Raw genomic sequence first — 16082 nt, 5'->3', positions numbered from 1 at the left:
TTTTCTTATCTCAAAATTTCCATGTGGCTGAAGCCTTTACTGGTTTACCTGGTTCATATGTTCCGGTTGAAGAAACAGTACGTGGATTTAAAGAAATCATTGATGGACGTTACGACCATTTACCAGAAGATGCTTTCCGTAATGTAGGAAGAATCGAAGAAGTTGTGGCTAAAGCAGAGTCAATGGGTTACTAGGAGGTAAATGTGATGAGTGAAATGCAAGTAAACATTGTTACACCTGCTGGAATCGTCTACAATCACCGTGCAAAAAGTGTAATTGCTAAAGCGGTGGATGGAGAAATTGGTATTTTACCAAACCATATACCAATCATTGTACCTCTTACTATCCATGCCGTTCGTGTACAACGGGTTTCAGTGGATACTGAAGACTGGATCGCTGTAAATGGCGGTGTAATGGAAGTTAGAGACAATGTTTGTTCCATTATTGCAGATAGTGCTGAACGTGCAAGAGATATTGATGTGGAACGGGCTTTTGAAGCTAAACAACGTGCAGAAGAAGAATTGCACAAAACAGAAGCCATTGAAAATAAGAGTCATTCGAAACGTGCAGAGATTTCGTTAAGAAAAGCTGTCAATCGAATTACTGTATCTAAACACAATAAACGCTAATAAAAAAGTTGAAATAAAGCAGCTGTGCTGTATTTATTTCAACTTTTTTTGTTTAAGAATTAAAAATCGTAATATATTACAATTTAAAGACACTATAAATATTTATTTTTCTTCTTTTATGTTAGTATTATAATGAATTAGAAAGGGAGATGGATCAGTAAATGAACTTTTTAGGTGTTCAATCTTTAATTGCTATTATATCTCATTTGTTTTTTATTTTGCTTACCTTTTGGGCATTAAAAGGAATACGCATCGAAAATATGATGAAAAAAAATAATATTGGGCAGGCTCGAGTCCTTTATTTATTTGTGACGATAGCTATTGGGTATACAGTGAGTACGTTTTTCATTGAATTTATTCTATCTTCACAAAATCTTATCTTCTTATTTTATTAAGAATTAAATAAATTTAGAACAAATCAAATGTTAAGTTTGTACCTTCACATAACTTCATGCTATAATATTAAATGTTGTCTTGTACTATTTACCTCACACAGTTGTGATAAAGGCAATGAAAATTTTGGAGGGATACTACATGGAAAAGATTGTCGTTCGAGGTGGAAAGCACCTAACCGGAACAGTTAAAGTAGAAGGGGCAAAAAATGCCGTATTGCCTATTTTAGCTGCTACAATATTAGCAAGTAAGGGACAAAGTAAATTAACTAATGTTCCAATATTATCTGATGTATTTACTATTAATCAAGTCTTAAGCCATTTAAATTTAACTGTAAACTTTGATCAAACTAAAAAAGAAATTGAAATAGACGCTACAAAAGAATTACATTTTGAAGCTCCGTTTGAATACGTAAGTAAAATGCGTGCATCTATCGTAGTAATGGGACCTTTATTAGCTCGTTTAGGTCATGCAAAGGTTGCTCTTCCAGGAGGTTGTGCAATTGGGACGCGTCCAATTGATCTCCATTTAAAAGGATTTGAAGCAATGGGTGCTGAGGTACATATCGAAAATGGATATATCGAAGCATTTGCGGATAGATTAAAAGGAGCTCACATATACTTAGATTTTCCAAGTGTTGGAGCTACACAAAATATTATGATGGCTGCTACACTGGCTGAAGGAACTACTACAATTGAAAACGTTGCTCGGGAACCAGAAATCGTTGATTTAGCAAACTTCTTAAATCGTATGGGAGCTAAGGTCATTGGTGCTGGTACTGAAAGTATTCGTATCGAAGGTGTAACTGAGTTAACAGGTGCAGAACATAGCATTATACCAGACCGTATTGAAGCGGGTACCTTTATGATTGCCGCTGCAGTTACTAAAGGAAATGTCTTTATTGAAGATGCTGTTGCTGAACACAACAAACCTTTAATTTCGAAATTAAAAGAAATGGGTGTTCAATTTGAAGACGAAGATAACGGATTACGTGTTATCGGTCCTGATAAATTAAAAGCTACAGATGTAAAAACAATGCCACATCCCGGTTTTCCAACTGACATGCAAGCACAAATGACGATTGCGCAAGTTTTTGCTGAAGGAACAAGTACAATGAAAGAAACAGTATTTGAAAACCGTTATATGCATATGGAAGAATTGCGTCGCATGAATGCGGAGTTTAAAGTTGAAGGACAAACACTAGTCATTTACGGACCAACAGAATTACAAGGTGCTGAAGTAGCAGCAACAGATCTTAGAGCAGCAGCTGCTTTGATCATAGCTGGTTTAGTTTCAAAAGGATATACAAGAGTAACACATCTAGAATACCTAGATCGTGGATACTATGAATTCCATAAAAAATTACAAGCTTTAGGCGCAGATGTAGAAAGAATTGATGAAGCAGTTGAAAGTACAATGACTGAAACTGAGTTTGAAGGATTATTTTCTTAAAAAATCGTTTCTAACATTATGCTATTATTAAAAAACTAAGTCTTATAAAGCAAACACTTAAAAGTGGTACTTTATAAGACTTAGTTTTTTATTTTATTATTTTCAGTCTTGCGAGTCAAAAAACTGCAAAGTCTAGACGTTTCGATAGCTTTTTTACATACAATTTATTTATTCTAGAAAAAAATTCACTTGAAACATCAACAAACTAGATCATACGACTATTTTTTTTCACTCTTATATAACTGAACACCAATTGAAGTAATCTTTGAAACGTTAAATTTATTTAAATGTCTTTAATTCAGCGTTTAAGAATGAAACGACTTATGCTATAATAGGAAATTAGATGGCTACTTTATTTTATAAGACAAGTATGCCTATGATGAACGAACAAGAGCTTGAGAGGAGAAACAAGTAATGGCTAGAGATATAGGGATAGATTTAGGTACAGCCAATGTATTGATTCATGTAAAAGGAAAAGGCATAGTTTTAAATGAGCCTTCAGTCGTTGCAATTGATACCACTACAAAACGTGTTTTAGCAGTCGGAGAAGAAGCCTACTTAATGGTTGGACGTACACCCGGAAACATTCGTGCAATTCGTCCATTACAAGGAGGAGTTATTGCTGACTTTGATATAACAGAAGCAATGCTGACTCACTTTATTAATAAATTAAATGTTAAAGGCTTTTTATCAAAACCAAATATTTTGATTTGCTGCCCTACAAATATAACAACAATTGAACAAAAAGCGATTATCGAAGCTGCTGAAAAAAGCGGTGGAAAAAATGTCTTTCTTGAAGAAGAACCTAAAGTAGCTGCAATTGGTGCTGGAATGGATATCTTCCAACCAAGTGGAAATATGGTTATTGATATTGGTGGCGGTACAAGTGATATTGCCGTTCTTTCAATGGGTGGAATTGTAACTAGCCGCTCTCTAAAAGTTGCCGGAGATCAATTAGATAATGAAATCACACAATTTGTCAAAAAAACACACAAATTATTGATTGGTGAACGCACAGCTGAAACAATCAAAAAAGAGATCGGAACAGTTTTCCCTGGTAAAAGAGACGATTCAATGGAGGTTAGAGGGCGCGATATGATTACTGGTTTACCTAGAACCATTACTATCACATCTGATGAAGTCCAAAAAGCAACAGCTGAATCAATGATGATGATCGTTCAACAAGCTAAAGATGTATTGGAACAAACTCCTCCTGAATTATCAGCAGATATCATCGACCGTGGGGTCATTTTAACTGGTGGTGGTGCTTTATTGGATGGTATTGATCAATTATTCGCTGAACAATTGAAAGTTCCTGTCTTTGCTGCTGAACAACCATTAGATTCTGTTGCTTTAGGAACGGGTATCTTATTGGAAAATATGACTAAAAAGAACCGTAAATTTTAGAAAAAGTGAGGTAAACCCATGACTAAGGAAAAAATAGTACTTCAAATAGTCACATTTGTATTAAAGATTCTACTTGTGATTATCTTGATTGCTCTTGCTTTTGTTGTTGGAGCGATGATTGGTTATGGAGTATTAGGCGATGGTAACCCATTTGCTGTTTTTGAAAAAGAAACATGGGTACACATTTTCAGTTACTTTACGAAACCTACAATAGTCAACTAGTTCCATCCCTTGTACGAAATAAAATACTAAACACCCTAAAAATTGAATTAAATTCTATTTTTAGGGTGTTTTTTTTTCAAGAATTATGATGAAGCAGCTATTTTTTTAGGGGGAGTCTACATATGTCCATTACAGTTGTACGTCGTACTGGTTTAATAGGTACCATACTAAAAATGACGATAAAAATAAATGGTGAAAGAGTTGCAAAAATAGCAAATGGTCAGAAGTTGGAAATGTCTATTCCTAATAATGTTGTGCAAATATGTGTCACGCAATCCGGAGTTAAAAGTAATACCATAGAAGTTAAAGATGGTGAACGAGTTCAAATAAAGTCCAATAAATGGAGTAATAGAATCTATGTTTTATATTATATTATTTTTATTACCGGTCTATTTACTTCGAATTCATTATATAAATCTATTGCTTTATTAGTGATCTTACTGTTAGGTTTTATTTTGTTGTTTATTGTAAATGCTTTTCAACTGACCATTTTAGATGATGAAACAACGATTTAGTGGAAACCCTTTGAAATAGATAGTTTTTAATCTAATAATAAAAAAGTTCTCTTTTATACTAAACAGCTTAAGAAATAAAACTGTTTAATATAAAGGAGACTTTTTTTTATTTTTGATGAATAAACAAAAAAGCAAATCAATAAAAAGTGCAGATAGTAAAAAAGAATACACTAAAAAGGAGGAAAAAAATGAATCAAATAGGTTTGGTTGGACGTTTAGTAAGAGAAGTAGAACTTAAAAAGATAGGAGAAGATAGAGTTGTCATCAACAATACTTTAGCAGTAGCTAAAAGGAGCAAAAAAGAGAATGGTCCTCAAGCTGATTTTATTCCTATTGTTGCATGGGGAAACGTGGCAAAATTAATGCAGCTTTACTGTGAGAAAGGACATATGATCGGTGTTACGGGAAGAATTCAATCAAGATCATATATCAATAAAGAAGAAGAGACCATTTTTATTGTAGAAATGGTTGTAGAGGAAGTTTATTTCTTACAAAATAAAAAAGCAGAACCCATTACAGGATAAAAAAATGGAACATATGATGTCACATAGCTGTAACAATTAGGGTTGAACTACTGAAAAACAAAAAAGTAAACGCATAAAAGAATTCGGCCTTGTAATATAACATTAATAAAATCTACCATTAGAAAAACAAACTAGTCTATTAAATGAATAAGAAATTAGAAAAGCGTAAAAAATGAAACGTTGTATTAAAGGGGTTCATTCTAATAAGTTGAAAGATTATGAGAAGAATTCTGTATAAATAAGTTAGTTGAATATTCAGAACAATTACTTTTTTATCAATGGAAACGATTTTAAAAATGGTGTGTTACAGTTGTTTAATTCTCAAGTAACCTGCCTCTATTTCGTACGTGATACGATAACATCCGTATTGAATTAGGAGGAAATTATCTAATGAAGAAAACAGTTGTAGTAATTATTGCCTTATTTGGATTGGCAGTGGGAACGACACATATTACTAGTGTGTTAGCTGCTCAAAATGAAGTGACATCCAACACATCTAATGGAATAGATTTAATAAATGGAACTAAAAAAGCAACCAACGTTCAGATGCAAAATGGAACAGATGAGTTAATTGCTGACAGGAGTGACAGTCCAATAGTTGCAGAAACTTTGGCAACGACTCTACCATTTGAAGAAAAAATGGTAAAGCCCATTAGTTTAGAAGAGAGAACAGAAAGTCACGACGTGATCGATACTGTTCATTACACCATAAAATCTGGTGATACACTTGAGAACATCGCAACTGCTTTTGAAGTAAAAGTGGAAGAATTGGTAGGATGGAATGAATCTTTATCTGAAGAAACTCATTTACAGATCGGTGATGAGATTAATATAGAAACGGATTTAGATCCTGAAACAATTGATCCGCAAAAAGTTGTATGGGAAAGTGAAGAACAAGTAAAAGAAGAAATCATACTTCCGGAATCACCAGCTACTGAAGAGAACATTGAAGGGTCAGCCCTTAACACCAGTAATGCTGAAGAAACAATAACAGTAGTAGCTACAGCATATAGCCGAAACCAACCTTCATTAACGAATATTACAGCTACAGGAATAGATCTAAGAGAAAATTCTCAAGTCATTGCTGTTGATCCTAATGTGATCCCTTTAGGGTCTAAAGTTTATGTAGAAGGTTATGGAGAAGCAATTGCTGGAGATACTGGAAGTGCCATTATTGGAAACCGAATTGACTTGCACATGGAAAGCATGGATCAATCATTTGCATGGGGGATTCAAGAAGTTGAATTAACTATTTTAAATTAAGAGTGAATAGAATCGCGGCAGTTGCCTTGATTCTATTTTTTTATCTAAACTTCTAGATTAAAATAAGTATTGTTCTTTTTGAATAAAAGATGAAGAATCAAAGATGATTTTGTAAGTTGCTTTAGTTGCAAGGGTAAAAAGGGTATAATAAAAGAGAGAAATTTTTAAAAAGAAAGAAGGCATTTCATGAATATATTAATGATTGAAGACAATCAATCCGTATGCGAAATGATGGAAATGTTTTTCATGAAAGAAGAATGGAAAGCAACTTTTATCCAAGACGGTAAAGAAGGATTAGATACTTTTTTAAAGGATCCTCAAAGCTGGGACTTGATTACGCTTGACTTGAATTTACCAAGCATGGATGGCATGCAGATTTGTCGTGAAATGCGCAAAGTTTCTAAAACGATTCCGATTATCATGTTGACGGCCAAAGACTCTGAAAGCGACCAAGTGATCGGTCTCGAAATTGGAGCCGATGATTATGTAACAAAGCCTTTTAGTCCATTAACACTAATTGCACGCATAAAAGCTTTATATCGTCGCGCAGACTTGTTGCATGGTGAATCCGATAAAGTAGACGTTAAAGCTTATGAAGTTGAAACCAAGTACCTTAAAATGGATAAGAGAACACGTGAAGCTATTCTATACGACAAACCAATTGAAAATTTAACACCTAAGGAATTTGAGTTGCTATACACGATGGCTAAGAGTCCTAGACAAGTCTTTTCAAGAGAACAACTTTTGACTATTGTATGGGATTATGAATATTTTGGTGATGAGCGAACAGTAGATGCTCATATAAAAAAATTGCGTCAAAAAATCGATAAAACAGGTCCACAAATCATTCAAACCGTTTGGGGAGTAGGGTATAAATACGATGATTCTGGAGTTACCTCATGAGAATAAATTATTTTTATCAACAGATGTTAGCTTTTTTTGCAGTAGTGATGATAGTTTTGATCATACTTGGATTTTCATTTTTGCAATTTGCTCGAAGTACTGCTTATCGCAGTACAGAAAAACAATTATTCGGTTATGCTGAAGCTTTAATAGATGAGGACCTACAAACGGATAAAATAGAAAATGGACAAGTTATTTTAAAAAATCAAGGTGTATCGATTTTTGTATTTGATCATACGGATACGATGACTTATCCTAGTACAACTCAAAATTATATAAGTGGTATTTCAGATAGTGACCTAGAAAAATTAAAAAATGGCGAACCTATTACATTAACGCAAAGAAATACAGACTTCTTTGGTAATCAAATCAACACGGCTATTGTTTATCAGCCTTTTTTTACCCAAAGTACAGGTGATTTTTATGGATTTATAGCTGTAAGCGCACCTATTAGCACAATTGAAGCTAATCTAAAAGATATTCGAAATAACCTGTTTAGTGCGTTTATTTTTTCTGTTCTAGGCGCTACAGTGGCAAGTTATTTCTTTGCTAAGTTTCAAGTAAACCGTATCAACCGTATTCGGAGTGCAACACATAAAATAGCAAAAGGTGATTTTAATGTTCACCTTGAAAATAAAGAAATGGATGAATTTGATGATTTAGCAGCTGATTTCAACACTATGGTCGATTCTTTAAAAAGTTCTCAAGAAGAAATCGAGCGTCTAGAAAATCGGCGAAGACAATTTATGGCGGATGCTGCTCATGAAATGCGCACACCTTTAACAACGATTAATGGACTGCTAGAAGGAATCGAGTATGATATGATTCCAGAAAATCAAAAGCAACGCAGTGTTCAATTGATGCAAAATGAAACACGTCGATTGATTCGTTTAGTGAATGAAAATTTAGATTACGAAAAAATTCGTTCCAATCAAATTAACTTACAAAAACAAACGTTTAATGCTTTTGATGCATTAGAAATGATTATTGAACAATTAAAAGGGAAAGCAGAAGCTTCTGGTAATGAATTGCTCTTAAATTGTCCAAAAGATCTGACTTTGTTTGCCGATTATGATCGTTTTTCTCAGATTGTTGTCAATATTGTTCAAAATGCTATTCAATTTACAGAGAACGGAAAAATCAAGGTTACAGGGGAATTTGGCGAAAATAATGAAAGTATTATAAAAATCGCTGATTCTGGTATAGGAATGACGGCTGAAGAAGTTGAAAATATATGGGAACGTTACTATAAAGCTGATATCTCTAGAAAAAATACAAAATATGGTGAGTCTGGTCTAGGGTTAGCTATTGTCCAACAACTCGTTAATTTACATGGTGCAAGAGTTTCAGTAGAAAGTATTGCCGGGGAAGGAACAACCTTTACCTTAGTTTTTCCACTAGAATAAAATAAGACGGAAGTGAAGCCGAGTGGCTCACTTCCGTCTTATTTTAGTTAAACTGCTGCTGTAGTTATTTTTAGTGGTTTTCCTAAGCTTAAAATTTTTTCATCAGAAGTAGCAAAAATAAAAGAGCACTCTGTTGTTCTTGCAAAATGCCGAAATAAGAGCAGCCATTCTTGTCTATCGAATGTAGTTTCATGCCTCAACCAATCGTCTATGACGATCACTTTTTTGTGGCTCATAAGTGCTATCTGTAATTGAAGTTGGATGTATTGTTTCATCGACAATGCAGTAAAGGACTGTTTAGCTAAAGATTCAGATATGTTTAGTTCTTCTAACAGTTCATTTACAAGAAAAGCTGTTGTTCGCTTAGGCTGATTTGGTGCTAAGGATAATGCAACCAACATGTTTTCTTTAACCGTTAAATAGTCAATAAACACATCATCAGTAGTTATTAGGCCAGGAAAAGTTCCAGTTTGTGCTTTTACTTGTTTCATTAAAGAAGGTAAACTCATTTGTTCAGTTGAAACCGTATAAATGGTTTTCGGGCTTAGTAGAAAAAGATATTTTCCAACAACTTCAGATTGATTAAACATCTAAAATCCTCCTTGGTTACTTATGAAATAGATTAAGAGAGTTTGCCTTTAGTTAAGGATAAGACAATATAGGTAGGTATACCAATAACCATACAACTATATAAGTTGATAAACACTACCAGAAATACAGCTTGAAGCGTGTTATTTTCACCAAATTTGTTATTGATTGAATCACCTTTTAAGAAAGGTTTAACATTAAAACGCGTGAAGTTTTCGTTTTTAGATTCTGATAAAGAAGAGTCTTTTTGACTAGTACTATCAGGTGGATTGGCTTTTACTTCCATTTGTAGAGTCTCTGCTTCAAATTGTGAGGCTTGTTGGACTATCGGAGGAGCAAAGAAACTGTAAAGTACAAATAAAAACAACACAACACTATTTATTAAAATCAGGTGTTCAATGATCAATTGTGCGGTCAGTTTATAAACTCTTTCTCCCATCAAAAGATAGGTGTTGTATTCTTTATGTCTGATCTTACTCACAAACACCTGAATCAACACGAGACTGATTGTACCAACGCTAGCGATAGCTAAAAAAATAGATTGGTATTTTACTAGATAGTTTTTTGTAATAGATTCTAAGAGTTGAAAGGTTTGGACGTCTAATGATAGTTGCTGGGATTGCAAAGAATTTACAATGGTCGTTAACTGAATGGAAGAGTCAGAAAATTGCTTTATCAACAAAACAACGGCAAAAACAAGAATAAAATAGAGCAAATAGAAACTAAGCATAGAAATCAAAAAGTAAGGATGGTTCTGCAAGTGGCGATAAGCTCGTTTAACAATTGGCAAGGACAACTCTCCTTTCAACTCAACGGTTCATTTTCTTTATTGTATCGAGTAAATATGAAAAAAATGTGAAGCTATTAGTAAGAGGATATGTTAGTTCAATACTTTATTTATTTCGATCATAATTTAAAAGCTTAGATACGCAAAAAGAGCTGAGACAATTGTCTCAACTCTTTAGTCACTCTTTATTCAGTTAATTCAGTTTCTGCTGGATTCTCTGTCTCAGCTGGTTGTGTTTCATCAACTACACCAGAAGAATCCTGTAGTTCTGGTGCATTTGTATTATATAGATCAACAGTAGACTGGTTACCATTCTGACTATATATACTTGTAGCTTCTGTTCCTGAACCTTCATTTATAGCTTTCATACGAGCTAATTGATCACGGTAGTCATAATCAGCCGGATCAGTCGTAATCATTCCTTCTGGAGTATAGAAACGTAATAAATCACTTGTTAGAATACTATCAGATAAACTTAGTTGTGTGCTGACATCTTCTCTTAACTGTTCAACTTCAGCAAGAACTTCTTCAGAAGGATCTTCTATTAATTCACCCGTCTCGGTATCATAGATACTTGAACCATCAACGGTATATTTAGGACTGACGAAGTTTCCATCACGGAAGGCTACTGTTTGATCATGGTTTTCTGAGAATAAATCTGTTCCAAGTAAGATATTATCTTTTGTTTCAACACCTAATAAGTGGAGAAGAGTAGGCAGGCTATCAACTTGGCCACCGTATTGAGTATTGATTTTTCCATTACCTGTTCCTGGAATATGAATCATATAAGGAACTTTTTGTAACATTGCATTGTCATAACTTGACCATGTTTCAGGATCTTTATCTAATAAAGGAGCTAATGTTTCATTTCTAGAATTAGAAATACCATAATGGTCACCATAAAGAACAATGATCGAATTATCATATAATCCAGCGTCTTTCAGGTAAGCAAAGAATTCTTCAATAGCTTGGTCTAAATAATGAGCTGTTACAAAATAGTTATCAATAGTACTATCACCAGTAGTTGCAGCTGGGAAGTCCACATTTGCTTCATCTAATGGGTAAGGGAAGTGATTAGATACTGTAATAAATTTAGAATAAAACGGTTGAGGCAATTGTTCTAAATATTGAACAGATTCTTTAAAGAATATTTTATCTTTCATTCCATATTCCAATGTATTTTCTTCAGTGAAAGAGTAGTACTCATCATCGAAGAAGTAATCTATGCCCATTGATTTATACGTGTTATCACGATTCCAAAAAGATCCAACATTACCATGGAACATAGCACTTGTATAATTCTTTTCAGAGCCTAAAATTTGTGAAGCGGATTGGAACGTATTGCTTTCACCAACTTGTGTAAAGGCTCCACCTTGAGATAAACCGAATAGGGAATTTTCAAGCAGCATTTCTGAATCTGAAGTTTTTCCTTGTCCGACTTGGTGGAAGAAGTTGCTGAAACTTTGAGTATCATTATCATGGTAAATACTGTTGATAAATGGTGTAACTTCAAGAGATTCGCCAGTTTCAGTTTCTAATTGGTAGTCAATCAAAAATTGTTGGAAACTTTCTAAATGCAAGTAAATGACATTACGGTCTTCAGCAATACCAAACATTTCAGGATTCGCTTCAGCAAAGTGTTCATCAATGTAGTTCATGACACCTTCAATATCAGATTCATCAGCATTTGCTTTTACTTGATTTGCTTGCGCAGTTTGATAGCCATCATAGGCTGTAAAGAAATTCAAACCAAGGTATTTAACAATGTAGTTACGGTCAAATGTACGAGCCAACAGTTGAGGTCGATCACTTTCTGCTAACGTTAAGTTCGCAGCGAAAAGTGTAAATCCAACAATCGTAGCTGCAAAAGCGTACCGTTTCTTGAATGGACGATTATCGATCATCACTTTCTTAGAGGCTAATAATGCAATTAATAAAATGATATCGATTAAATAAAGAAAATCTGTCGTGTGCAATAAAGCAAAGGTACTTGCGCCCAATCCACCAGCCACATTACCAGCGCCTAAAATCGTGCTGACAGAAAGAAAATCAGAAAATTCTCTATAATAGAGAATATTTGAAAAGAATAAAATTGACATTAAAGCATAAACAACTACTAAAGCAATATAGGCTTTTTTGGAACTTTTAAAGTATAGCGCGATAGAAAGTAGAATGATTGTTGTAGCAATTGGATTGATCAATAAGATGAATTGCTGCATGATACCTTCGACGCCAAGAGAAAATTCTGATTGATACCCTATATATGTCTTGATCCAAAATAGGATAACAGCGAGAGAAAAGAACCCCATTCTCGTGTGTAATATTTTTTTTATGTTAGTCACTGTTGAATCCTCCTTAATAAATGGCCACAGTTTGTTTAAGTTAATGGGTTAAATTTCCAATTGTATGAAAATAGTCCATATTAGTACATCATTCAGTATTTTACAATTAATTTACAGTATAGTCAATTTTACTCACTTATAACTGCTTATGCTGATCATGCTAATAGCTATTATACCAAGGAAAGATTAAGAAAAGTAAAAATTAAGTAAAATTTAGACTTTTTAAACAAATAAATTTAAGCGAATGCGGTATAATAATTTGCAAGGATAAATGAGGAGGATTTTTTAATGGTATTTTTGCAACCCCTCTTTGAATTAATTGAATCGAAGTTTGGTGAATCAATCAATCACTTTCCGTTAGTAGAATTAATCTTTTATAGCATCGACCAGACCTTGTTTTATTTTATTTTTTGGCTTATTGGCAGAGGAATAGTGCTGGGTCTCAAAAAGAAGAAGAAAAAACCAATAAAATGGCGAAGAGAAGTTGTTTTAAATCTATTTATTTTTTATATTCTTCTTTTGATTCATTTAACGGTCTTTCGTGCAGAAAATTCAATTAATAATGTATCCATAGTGATGCGCCCTTTAAGTGAAATCAACTGGATCCCATTTGTAGAAACAGCTAAATTAACTCAAGGAACAACTTTATTTGATTATTACTATAACTTATATGGGAATATTATTTGGTTTATTCCAATGGGTTTTGGAGCAGCTTATTTAATGAAAAGAAACCACTTTGTTTTAAGATCTCTATTAATTGGAATAGCTGTATCTGTTTTAATAGAATCTCTGCAGTTTATATTCTATACAGGAGTTTCAGATATAGACGATGTTATCTTTAATACAATTGGAACGATCATTGGTATTGGTTTATTTAAAATAAGTCATTGGATATATAAAAAAAAGACAAATAGGAAAACCGCTTGAAAAGGAGTGAGGACCTTTTTGGGCTTCTTGGAAACTAGATTATAATTTTTTTAATATACCTTGACTAGGTACCTATATCCCTTCAGAAACGAATATAGAATGATACAATAGCTCCCCTAAAAAAGGTAGACCGTTTTTCTCGAAGTATTCTCACAACTTTTCCATATCATATAATGATTTTCAGATGTTTATCTTATGGTGAAAAATTTACTTTCTTTAATGATAGATAATTTTGTTATTTTTTTATATTAAGTATAGTATGACAACTCAAATATAAAAAATAAGCTAAGCAACAATCATACGTTGCTTAGCTTATTTTTTATAACTGTTACTCTACATAAAATTAGCAAGATAGCTATTGTAAAGACCGTCATTATTCAAAAAATAATATAGTCACAGTGATTTATCCAACACTGATTAAATGCAAAATATTCAATAAAATAAGTACTGCAATTACGACAACTAAAAAATAAAAAAATTTGCCTTTTTTTATTTTTTTATCTAATTGTTTAACCATTTTATGATCTCCTTTCATTAATTCATCTAAGGAAATAGCATAGATCTCACTAATTAAAATAAGACTATTGATATCAGGTAAGTTCCGGCCATTTTCCCAATTTGAAATAGTTTGCCGTGACACATGTATTTTTTTCTGCCACTTCTTCTTGTGTCATTTTTAGAGTGTTTCTTCTTTGTTTTAATCTAGTTGCTAATTTCATATTTCATATAATCTCCTTTCATTTACTTTAGTGAATTTCTAGAAGTTTCACTATCAAAAGTATTTATAATACTGCAATTATACTGATAAAAGTATTTTACATCTCAATTAGAGTGGATAGAAAGTATACAAAATTGAATTAAAATCTAAAAACATAATCAAAAATTTAACAACATTTCGCTGTTTTCATTTTCATTGACTCCAAAATAGCATTTTGTGGTTTTCTTAAAATGAGAGTTATGTTAATTATTAAGTTTTTTAGTACACAAAAAACAGTAAGACTAAAAATAGATAACCGTTTCTTTTACTTATTTTTTTCATTATGATGTCTGCCATAGCTGATCTACTCATCGACTAATTCATAATCTAATTATCTATTTTATCTATTAAAACTAAAAAAACGCATTGGTTTACATAGCAGCACCTAATAGTTGCTACTATGTAAACCAATGCGTTCGTTACTTTTTATTTAAAATTAAATATAGTAAAGGTAACAAGTTAAGGAGGATGTAAATTATTATTTTATTAAAAGTCTAATATTTACATAATAGAGTATAAGTAATTTATATGAAGAAAAAGATGCTATTATTTATTGCGTTCAATATTCTTTATTTACTCAAGTAATAAAGTTAAAGATACAGAAGATATCGCAGAAACTATATAGTATTAGCTTTGGTTAAGGGGCTGTATCTATAGGAATAGCAAAAGGAGGAGCCTCTGGAGCCTTTTATTCAAAAAATGAAAATAAAACAACTAAACTAGCTATTTAGGGAAATAAAAATAAGATAAAGTGGTTAGTAAAGTACTATAATGGAGCTAATATCTATCAACGAACCGATACAAAATATACTGGTAGCGTTACTAATCAATATATTAAAATTTAAAACAAATAGAGGGAGGTTGTTGTATGAAGAAAAGAATATCTATACTCATAATAATTTTAATTTTGTTAGTGGTTTTTCTTGTAAATAAATCGGAACAGAAAAAAATCCCCACTTTAGTTAATTTGTCAGGCATTAGCTATGTTTTGACACATGAACTATATAAAAAATCCGTAAACGCTGACGTAGTCTATGTTGTTCAAAAAAAGGTAAATCGATACAGTTATCCAAAAAACAGCTTAGAATCTAACTTTTTAGACGTAGATACAGAGATTTACCTACCAAAAGAAGAAACTGAATCTATAATTTTTTACAAACTAGATGATGGATTATATGTGGCAAGAGAAAATATAGCTGGAAAATAGAAAGCTTGTTGCTTACTATTATAATAATTCAAAAATCTAACCTAAAATTAAGCAAAGTCTCACTTATTTCATCTTCATTGATCCCAATGTAGCGTTTCGTAATTTTTTCGTTGCTGTGAACGAATATTTCCAATAGATTGGCTGCGTCTTTGGTTTTCTCATAATTGTGGTAAACAAACGTCTTTCGCAGCGTGTGCGTGCCGATATTGTCTCTTCCTAACAGCTTAGCGACCTTCAGAAACATTTGATAGACGGTATTCACTTCTAAGTGATTGCCTTTGATGGTGATGCTCTCAAAAAAATTGTTTATTTCTTGTTGGGTGCGTACTGGTTAAACGGTGTAACTCATTTAAAATCCCTCTCTTCTTACAAAAGTGATACATGATTTCGATTAGTATACAACAAAATCATATATTGAAAGGTTGCATAAAAAAATAACCCTGATTTAATAGTATTCTAGATACATGATTTTATCTAATTTCATGTATCATAAATTCTTGTTTAAAAAATAAAAATTTAAATATGTTATCTTTAAACAAAATATAACATAAGGAGTGAACTTTATATGGCTTTAACTTTAGTATGTTTCTTGTTTATAATTATTGTTATATCCAAGAATAAGGACAAATATCAAAAATAAACAGAACATTGTTAAATCTGAGTTCAGCTTACTTGATTCTATCTAGTTTAATGTATTGATACGTCATAATATCTAGAATAAGATACTTATGATACTGAATGCAAATCAAAAAAATTGGAG

At 32.5% G+C, this 16082-nt stretch carries 16 protein-coding genes and 2 pseudogenes; 13 read left to right on the top strand and 5 right to left on the bottom strand.

Annotation, left to right across the window (positions count from 1 at the left end; genetic code table 11):
* The 11 genes and pseudogenes from ABS911_RS11025 to ABS911_RS10975 all read left to right on the top strand — a co-directional run.
* Positions 1–194: pseudogene (locus ABS911_RS11025) on the top strand (F0F1 ATP synthase subunit beta); the annotation flags it as partial.
* 12 nt (positions 195–206) lie between these two features.
* Positions 207–629, top strand: coding sequence for a F0F1 ATP synthase subunit epsilon (locus ABS911_RS11020; RefSeq protein WP_350467628.1), 423 nt, complete (start codon positions 207–209; stop codon positions 627–629).
* A gap of 161 nt (positions 630–790) precedes the next feature.
* Complete coding sequence (locus ABS911_RS11015; protein ID WP_350467627.1) at positions 791–1024, top strand: DUF1146 family protein; 234 nt, start codon at positions 791–793, stop codon at positions 1022–1024.
* 139 nt (positions 1025–1163) lie between these two features.
* Positions 1164–2474: a UDP-N-acetylglucosamine 1-carboxyvinyltransferase gene (gene murA, locus ABS911_RS11010; protein ID WP_350467626.1), complete on the top strand. Its 1311-nt coding sequence runs from the start codon at positions 1164–1166 to the stop codon at positions 2472–2474.
* Between the two features lie 414 nt (positions 2475–2888).
* On the top strand, positions 2889–3881 hold the full coding sequence (gene mreB, locus ABS911_RS11005) for a rod shape-determining protein MreB (protein ID WP_023178617.1): 993 nt from the start codon (positions 2889–2891) through the stop codon (positions 3879–3881).
* 18 nt (positions 3882–3899) lie between these two features.
* On the top strand, positions 3900–4103 hold the full coding sequence (locus ABS911_RS11000; protein WP_023178616.1) for a DNA-directed RNA polymerase subunit beta: 204 nt from the start codon (positions 3900–3902) through the stop codon (positions 4101–4103).
* A gap of 122 nt (positions 4104–4225) precedes the next feature.
* Complete coding sequence (locus tag ABS911_RS10995) at positions 4226–4618, top strand: hypothetical protein (protein WP_023178614.1); 393 nt, start codon at positions 4226–4228, stop codon at positions 4616–4618.
* A gap of 188 nt (positions 4619–4806) precedes the next feature.
* Complete coding sequence (locus ABS911_RS10990) at positions 4807–5142, top strand: single-stranded DNA-binding protein (RefSeq protein ID WP_301425912.1); 336 nt, start codon at positions 4807–4809, stop codon at positions 5140–5142.
* A 390-nt stretch (positions 5143–5532) separates the two neighbouring features.
* Positions 5533–6405: a 3D domain-containing protein gene (locus tag ABS911_RS10985; protein WP_350467625.1), complete on the top strand. Its 873-nt coding sequence runs from the start codon at positions 5533–5535 to the stop codon at positions 6403–6405.
* 186 nt (positions 6406–6591) lie between these two features.
* A complete protein-coding gene (locus ABS911_RS10980) occupies positions 6592–7308 on the top strand; it encodes a winged helix-turn-helix domain-containing protein (RefSeq protein ID WP_350467624.1) in 717 nt (238 codons plus the stop codon).
* Positions 7305–8714 (top strand): ATP-binding protein, encoded by a 1410-nt coding sequence (locus ABS911_RS10975; RefSeq protein WP_350467623.1) that lies wholly within the window; start codon positions 7305–7307, stop codon positions 8712–8714. The genes ABS911_RS10980 and ABS911_RS10975 overlap by 4 nt, the downstream gene beginning before the upstream one ends.
* Positions 8715–8761: 47 nt before the next feature.
* Here ABS911_RS10975 and ABS911_RS10970 read toward each other — a convergent pair whose 3' ends face one another.
* The 3 genes from ABS911_RS10970 to ABS911_RS10960 all read right to left on the bottom strand — a co-directional run bounded on the left by ABS911_RS10970 (position 8762) and on the right by ABS911_RS10960 (position 12431).
* A complete protein-coding gene (locus ABS911_RS10970; protein WP_350467622.1) occupies positions 8762–9304 on the bottom strand; it encodes a hypothetical protein in 543 nt (180 codons plus the stop codon).
* Positions 9305–9336: 32 nt separating this feature from the next.
* A complete protein-coding gene (locus ABS911_RS10965) occupies positions 9337–10092 on the bottom strand; it encodes a hypothetical protein (protein WP_350467621.1) in 756 nt (251 codons plus the stop codon).
* A 182-nt stretch (positions 10093–10274) separates the two neighbouring features.
* The gene (locus ABS911_RS10960; RefSeq protein WP_502880537.1) at positions 10275–12431 is read right to left on the bottom strand and encodes an LTA synthase family protein; all 2157 of its coding nucleotides are present in this window, start codon (positions 12429–12431) and stop codon (positions 10275–10277) included.
* A 288-nt stretch (positions 12432–12719) separates the two neighbouring features.
* Between ABS911_RS10960 and ABS911_RS10955 the strand changes: the two genes are divergently transcribed.
* On the top strand, positions 12720–13358 hold the full coding sequence (locus ABS911_RS10955; protein ID WP_350467620.1) for a VanZ family protein: 639 nt from the start codon (positions 12720–12722) through the stop codon (positions 13356–13358).
* 403 nt (positions 13359–13761) lie between these two features.
* On the opposite strand, the gene ABS911_RS10950 is transcribed toward ABS911_RS10955, so the two are convergent.
* The gene (locus ABS911_RS10950) at positions 13762–13998 is read right to left on the bottom strand and encodes a helix-turn-helix domain-containing protein (RefSeq protein WP_350467619.1); all 237 of its coding nucleotides are present in this window, start codon (positions 13996–13998) and stop codon (positions 13762–13764) included.
* A 985-nt stretch (positions 13999–14983) separates the two neighbouring features.
* Between ABS911_RS10950 and ABS911_RS10945 the strand changes: the two genes are divergently transcribed.
* Positions 14984–15322 carry a hypothetical protein gene (locus ABS911_RS10945; RefSeq protein ID WP_350467618.1) on the top strand — a complete coding sequence of 113 codons (339 nt, stop codon included), beginning with the start codon at positions 14984–14986 and terminating at the stop codon, positions 15320–15322.
* A 28-nt stretch (positions 15323–15350) separates the two neighbouring features.
* Here the strand turns inward: ABS911_RS10945 and ABS911_RS10940 are convergent.
* Positions 15351–15602: pseudogene (locus ABS911_RS10940) on the bottom strand (tyrosine-type recombinase/integrase); the annotation flags it as partial.
* Positions 15603–16082: the final 480 nt, after the last annotated feature.

Source organism: Carnobacterium sp. (genome assembly GCF_040274425.1).
Note: the sequence above shows the minus strand (reverse complement) of the source record. Positions and strands in the feature narration are given on the sequence as shown.

Bases quoted from the DNA above. Each gene is read 5' to 3' on its own strand.
- ABS911_RS11000 (WP_023178616.1), top strand. From the start codon at position 3,900: ATGACTAAGGAAAAAATAGTACTTCAAATAGTCACATTTGTATTAAAG.
- ABS911_RS10970 (WP_350467622.1), bottom strand. From the start codon at position 9,304: ATGTTTAATCAATCTGAAGTTGTTGGAAAATATCTTTTTCTACTAAGC.
- mreB (WP_023178617.1), top strand. From the start codon at position 2,889: ATGGCTAGAGATATAGGGATAGATTTAGGTACAGCCAATGTATTGATT.
- ABS911_RS10955 (WP_350467620.1), top strand. From the start codon at position 12,720: ATGGTATTTTTGCAACCCCTCTTTGAATTAATTGAATCGAAGTTTGGT.
- murA (WP_350467626.1), top strand. From the start codon at position 1,164: ATGGAAAAGATTGTCGTTCGAGGTGGAAAGCACCTAACCGGAACAGTT.
- ABS911_RS10945 (WP_350467618.1), top strand. From the start codon at position 14,984: ATGAAGAAAAGAATATCTATACTCATAATAATTTTAATTTTGTTAGTG.
- ABS911_RS10990 (WP_301425912.1), top strand. From the start codon at position 4,807: ATGAATCAAATAGGTTTGGTTGGACGTTTAGTAAGAGAAGTAGAACTT.
- ABS911_RS10975 (WP_350467623.1), top strand. From the start codon at position 7,305: ATGAGAATAAATTATTTTTATCAACAGATGTTAGCTTTTTTTGCAGTA.
- ABS911_RS11015 (WP_350467627.1), top strand. From the start codon at position 791: ATGAACTTTTTAGGTGTTCAATCTTTAATTGCTATTATATCTCATTTG.
- ABS911_RS11020 (WP_350467628.1), top strand. From the start codon at position 207: ATGAGTGAAATGCAAGTAAACATTGTTACACCTGCTGGAATCGTCTAC.
- ABS911_RS10985 (WP_350467625.1), top strand. From the start codon at position 5,533: ATGAAGAAAACAGTTGTAGTAATTATTGCCTTATTTGGATTGGCAGTG.
- ABS911_RS10980 (WP_350467624.1), top strand. From the start codon at position 6,592: ATGAATATATTAATGATTGAAGACAATCAATCCGTATGCGAAATGATG.
- ABS911_RS10995 (WP_023178614.1), top strand. From the start codon at position 4,226: ATGTCCATTACAGTTGTACGTCGTACTGGTTTAATAGGTACCATACTA.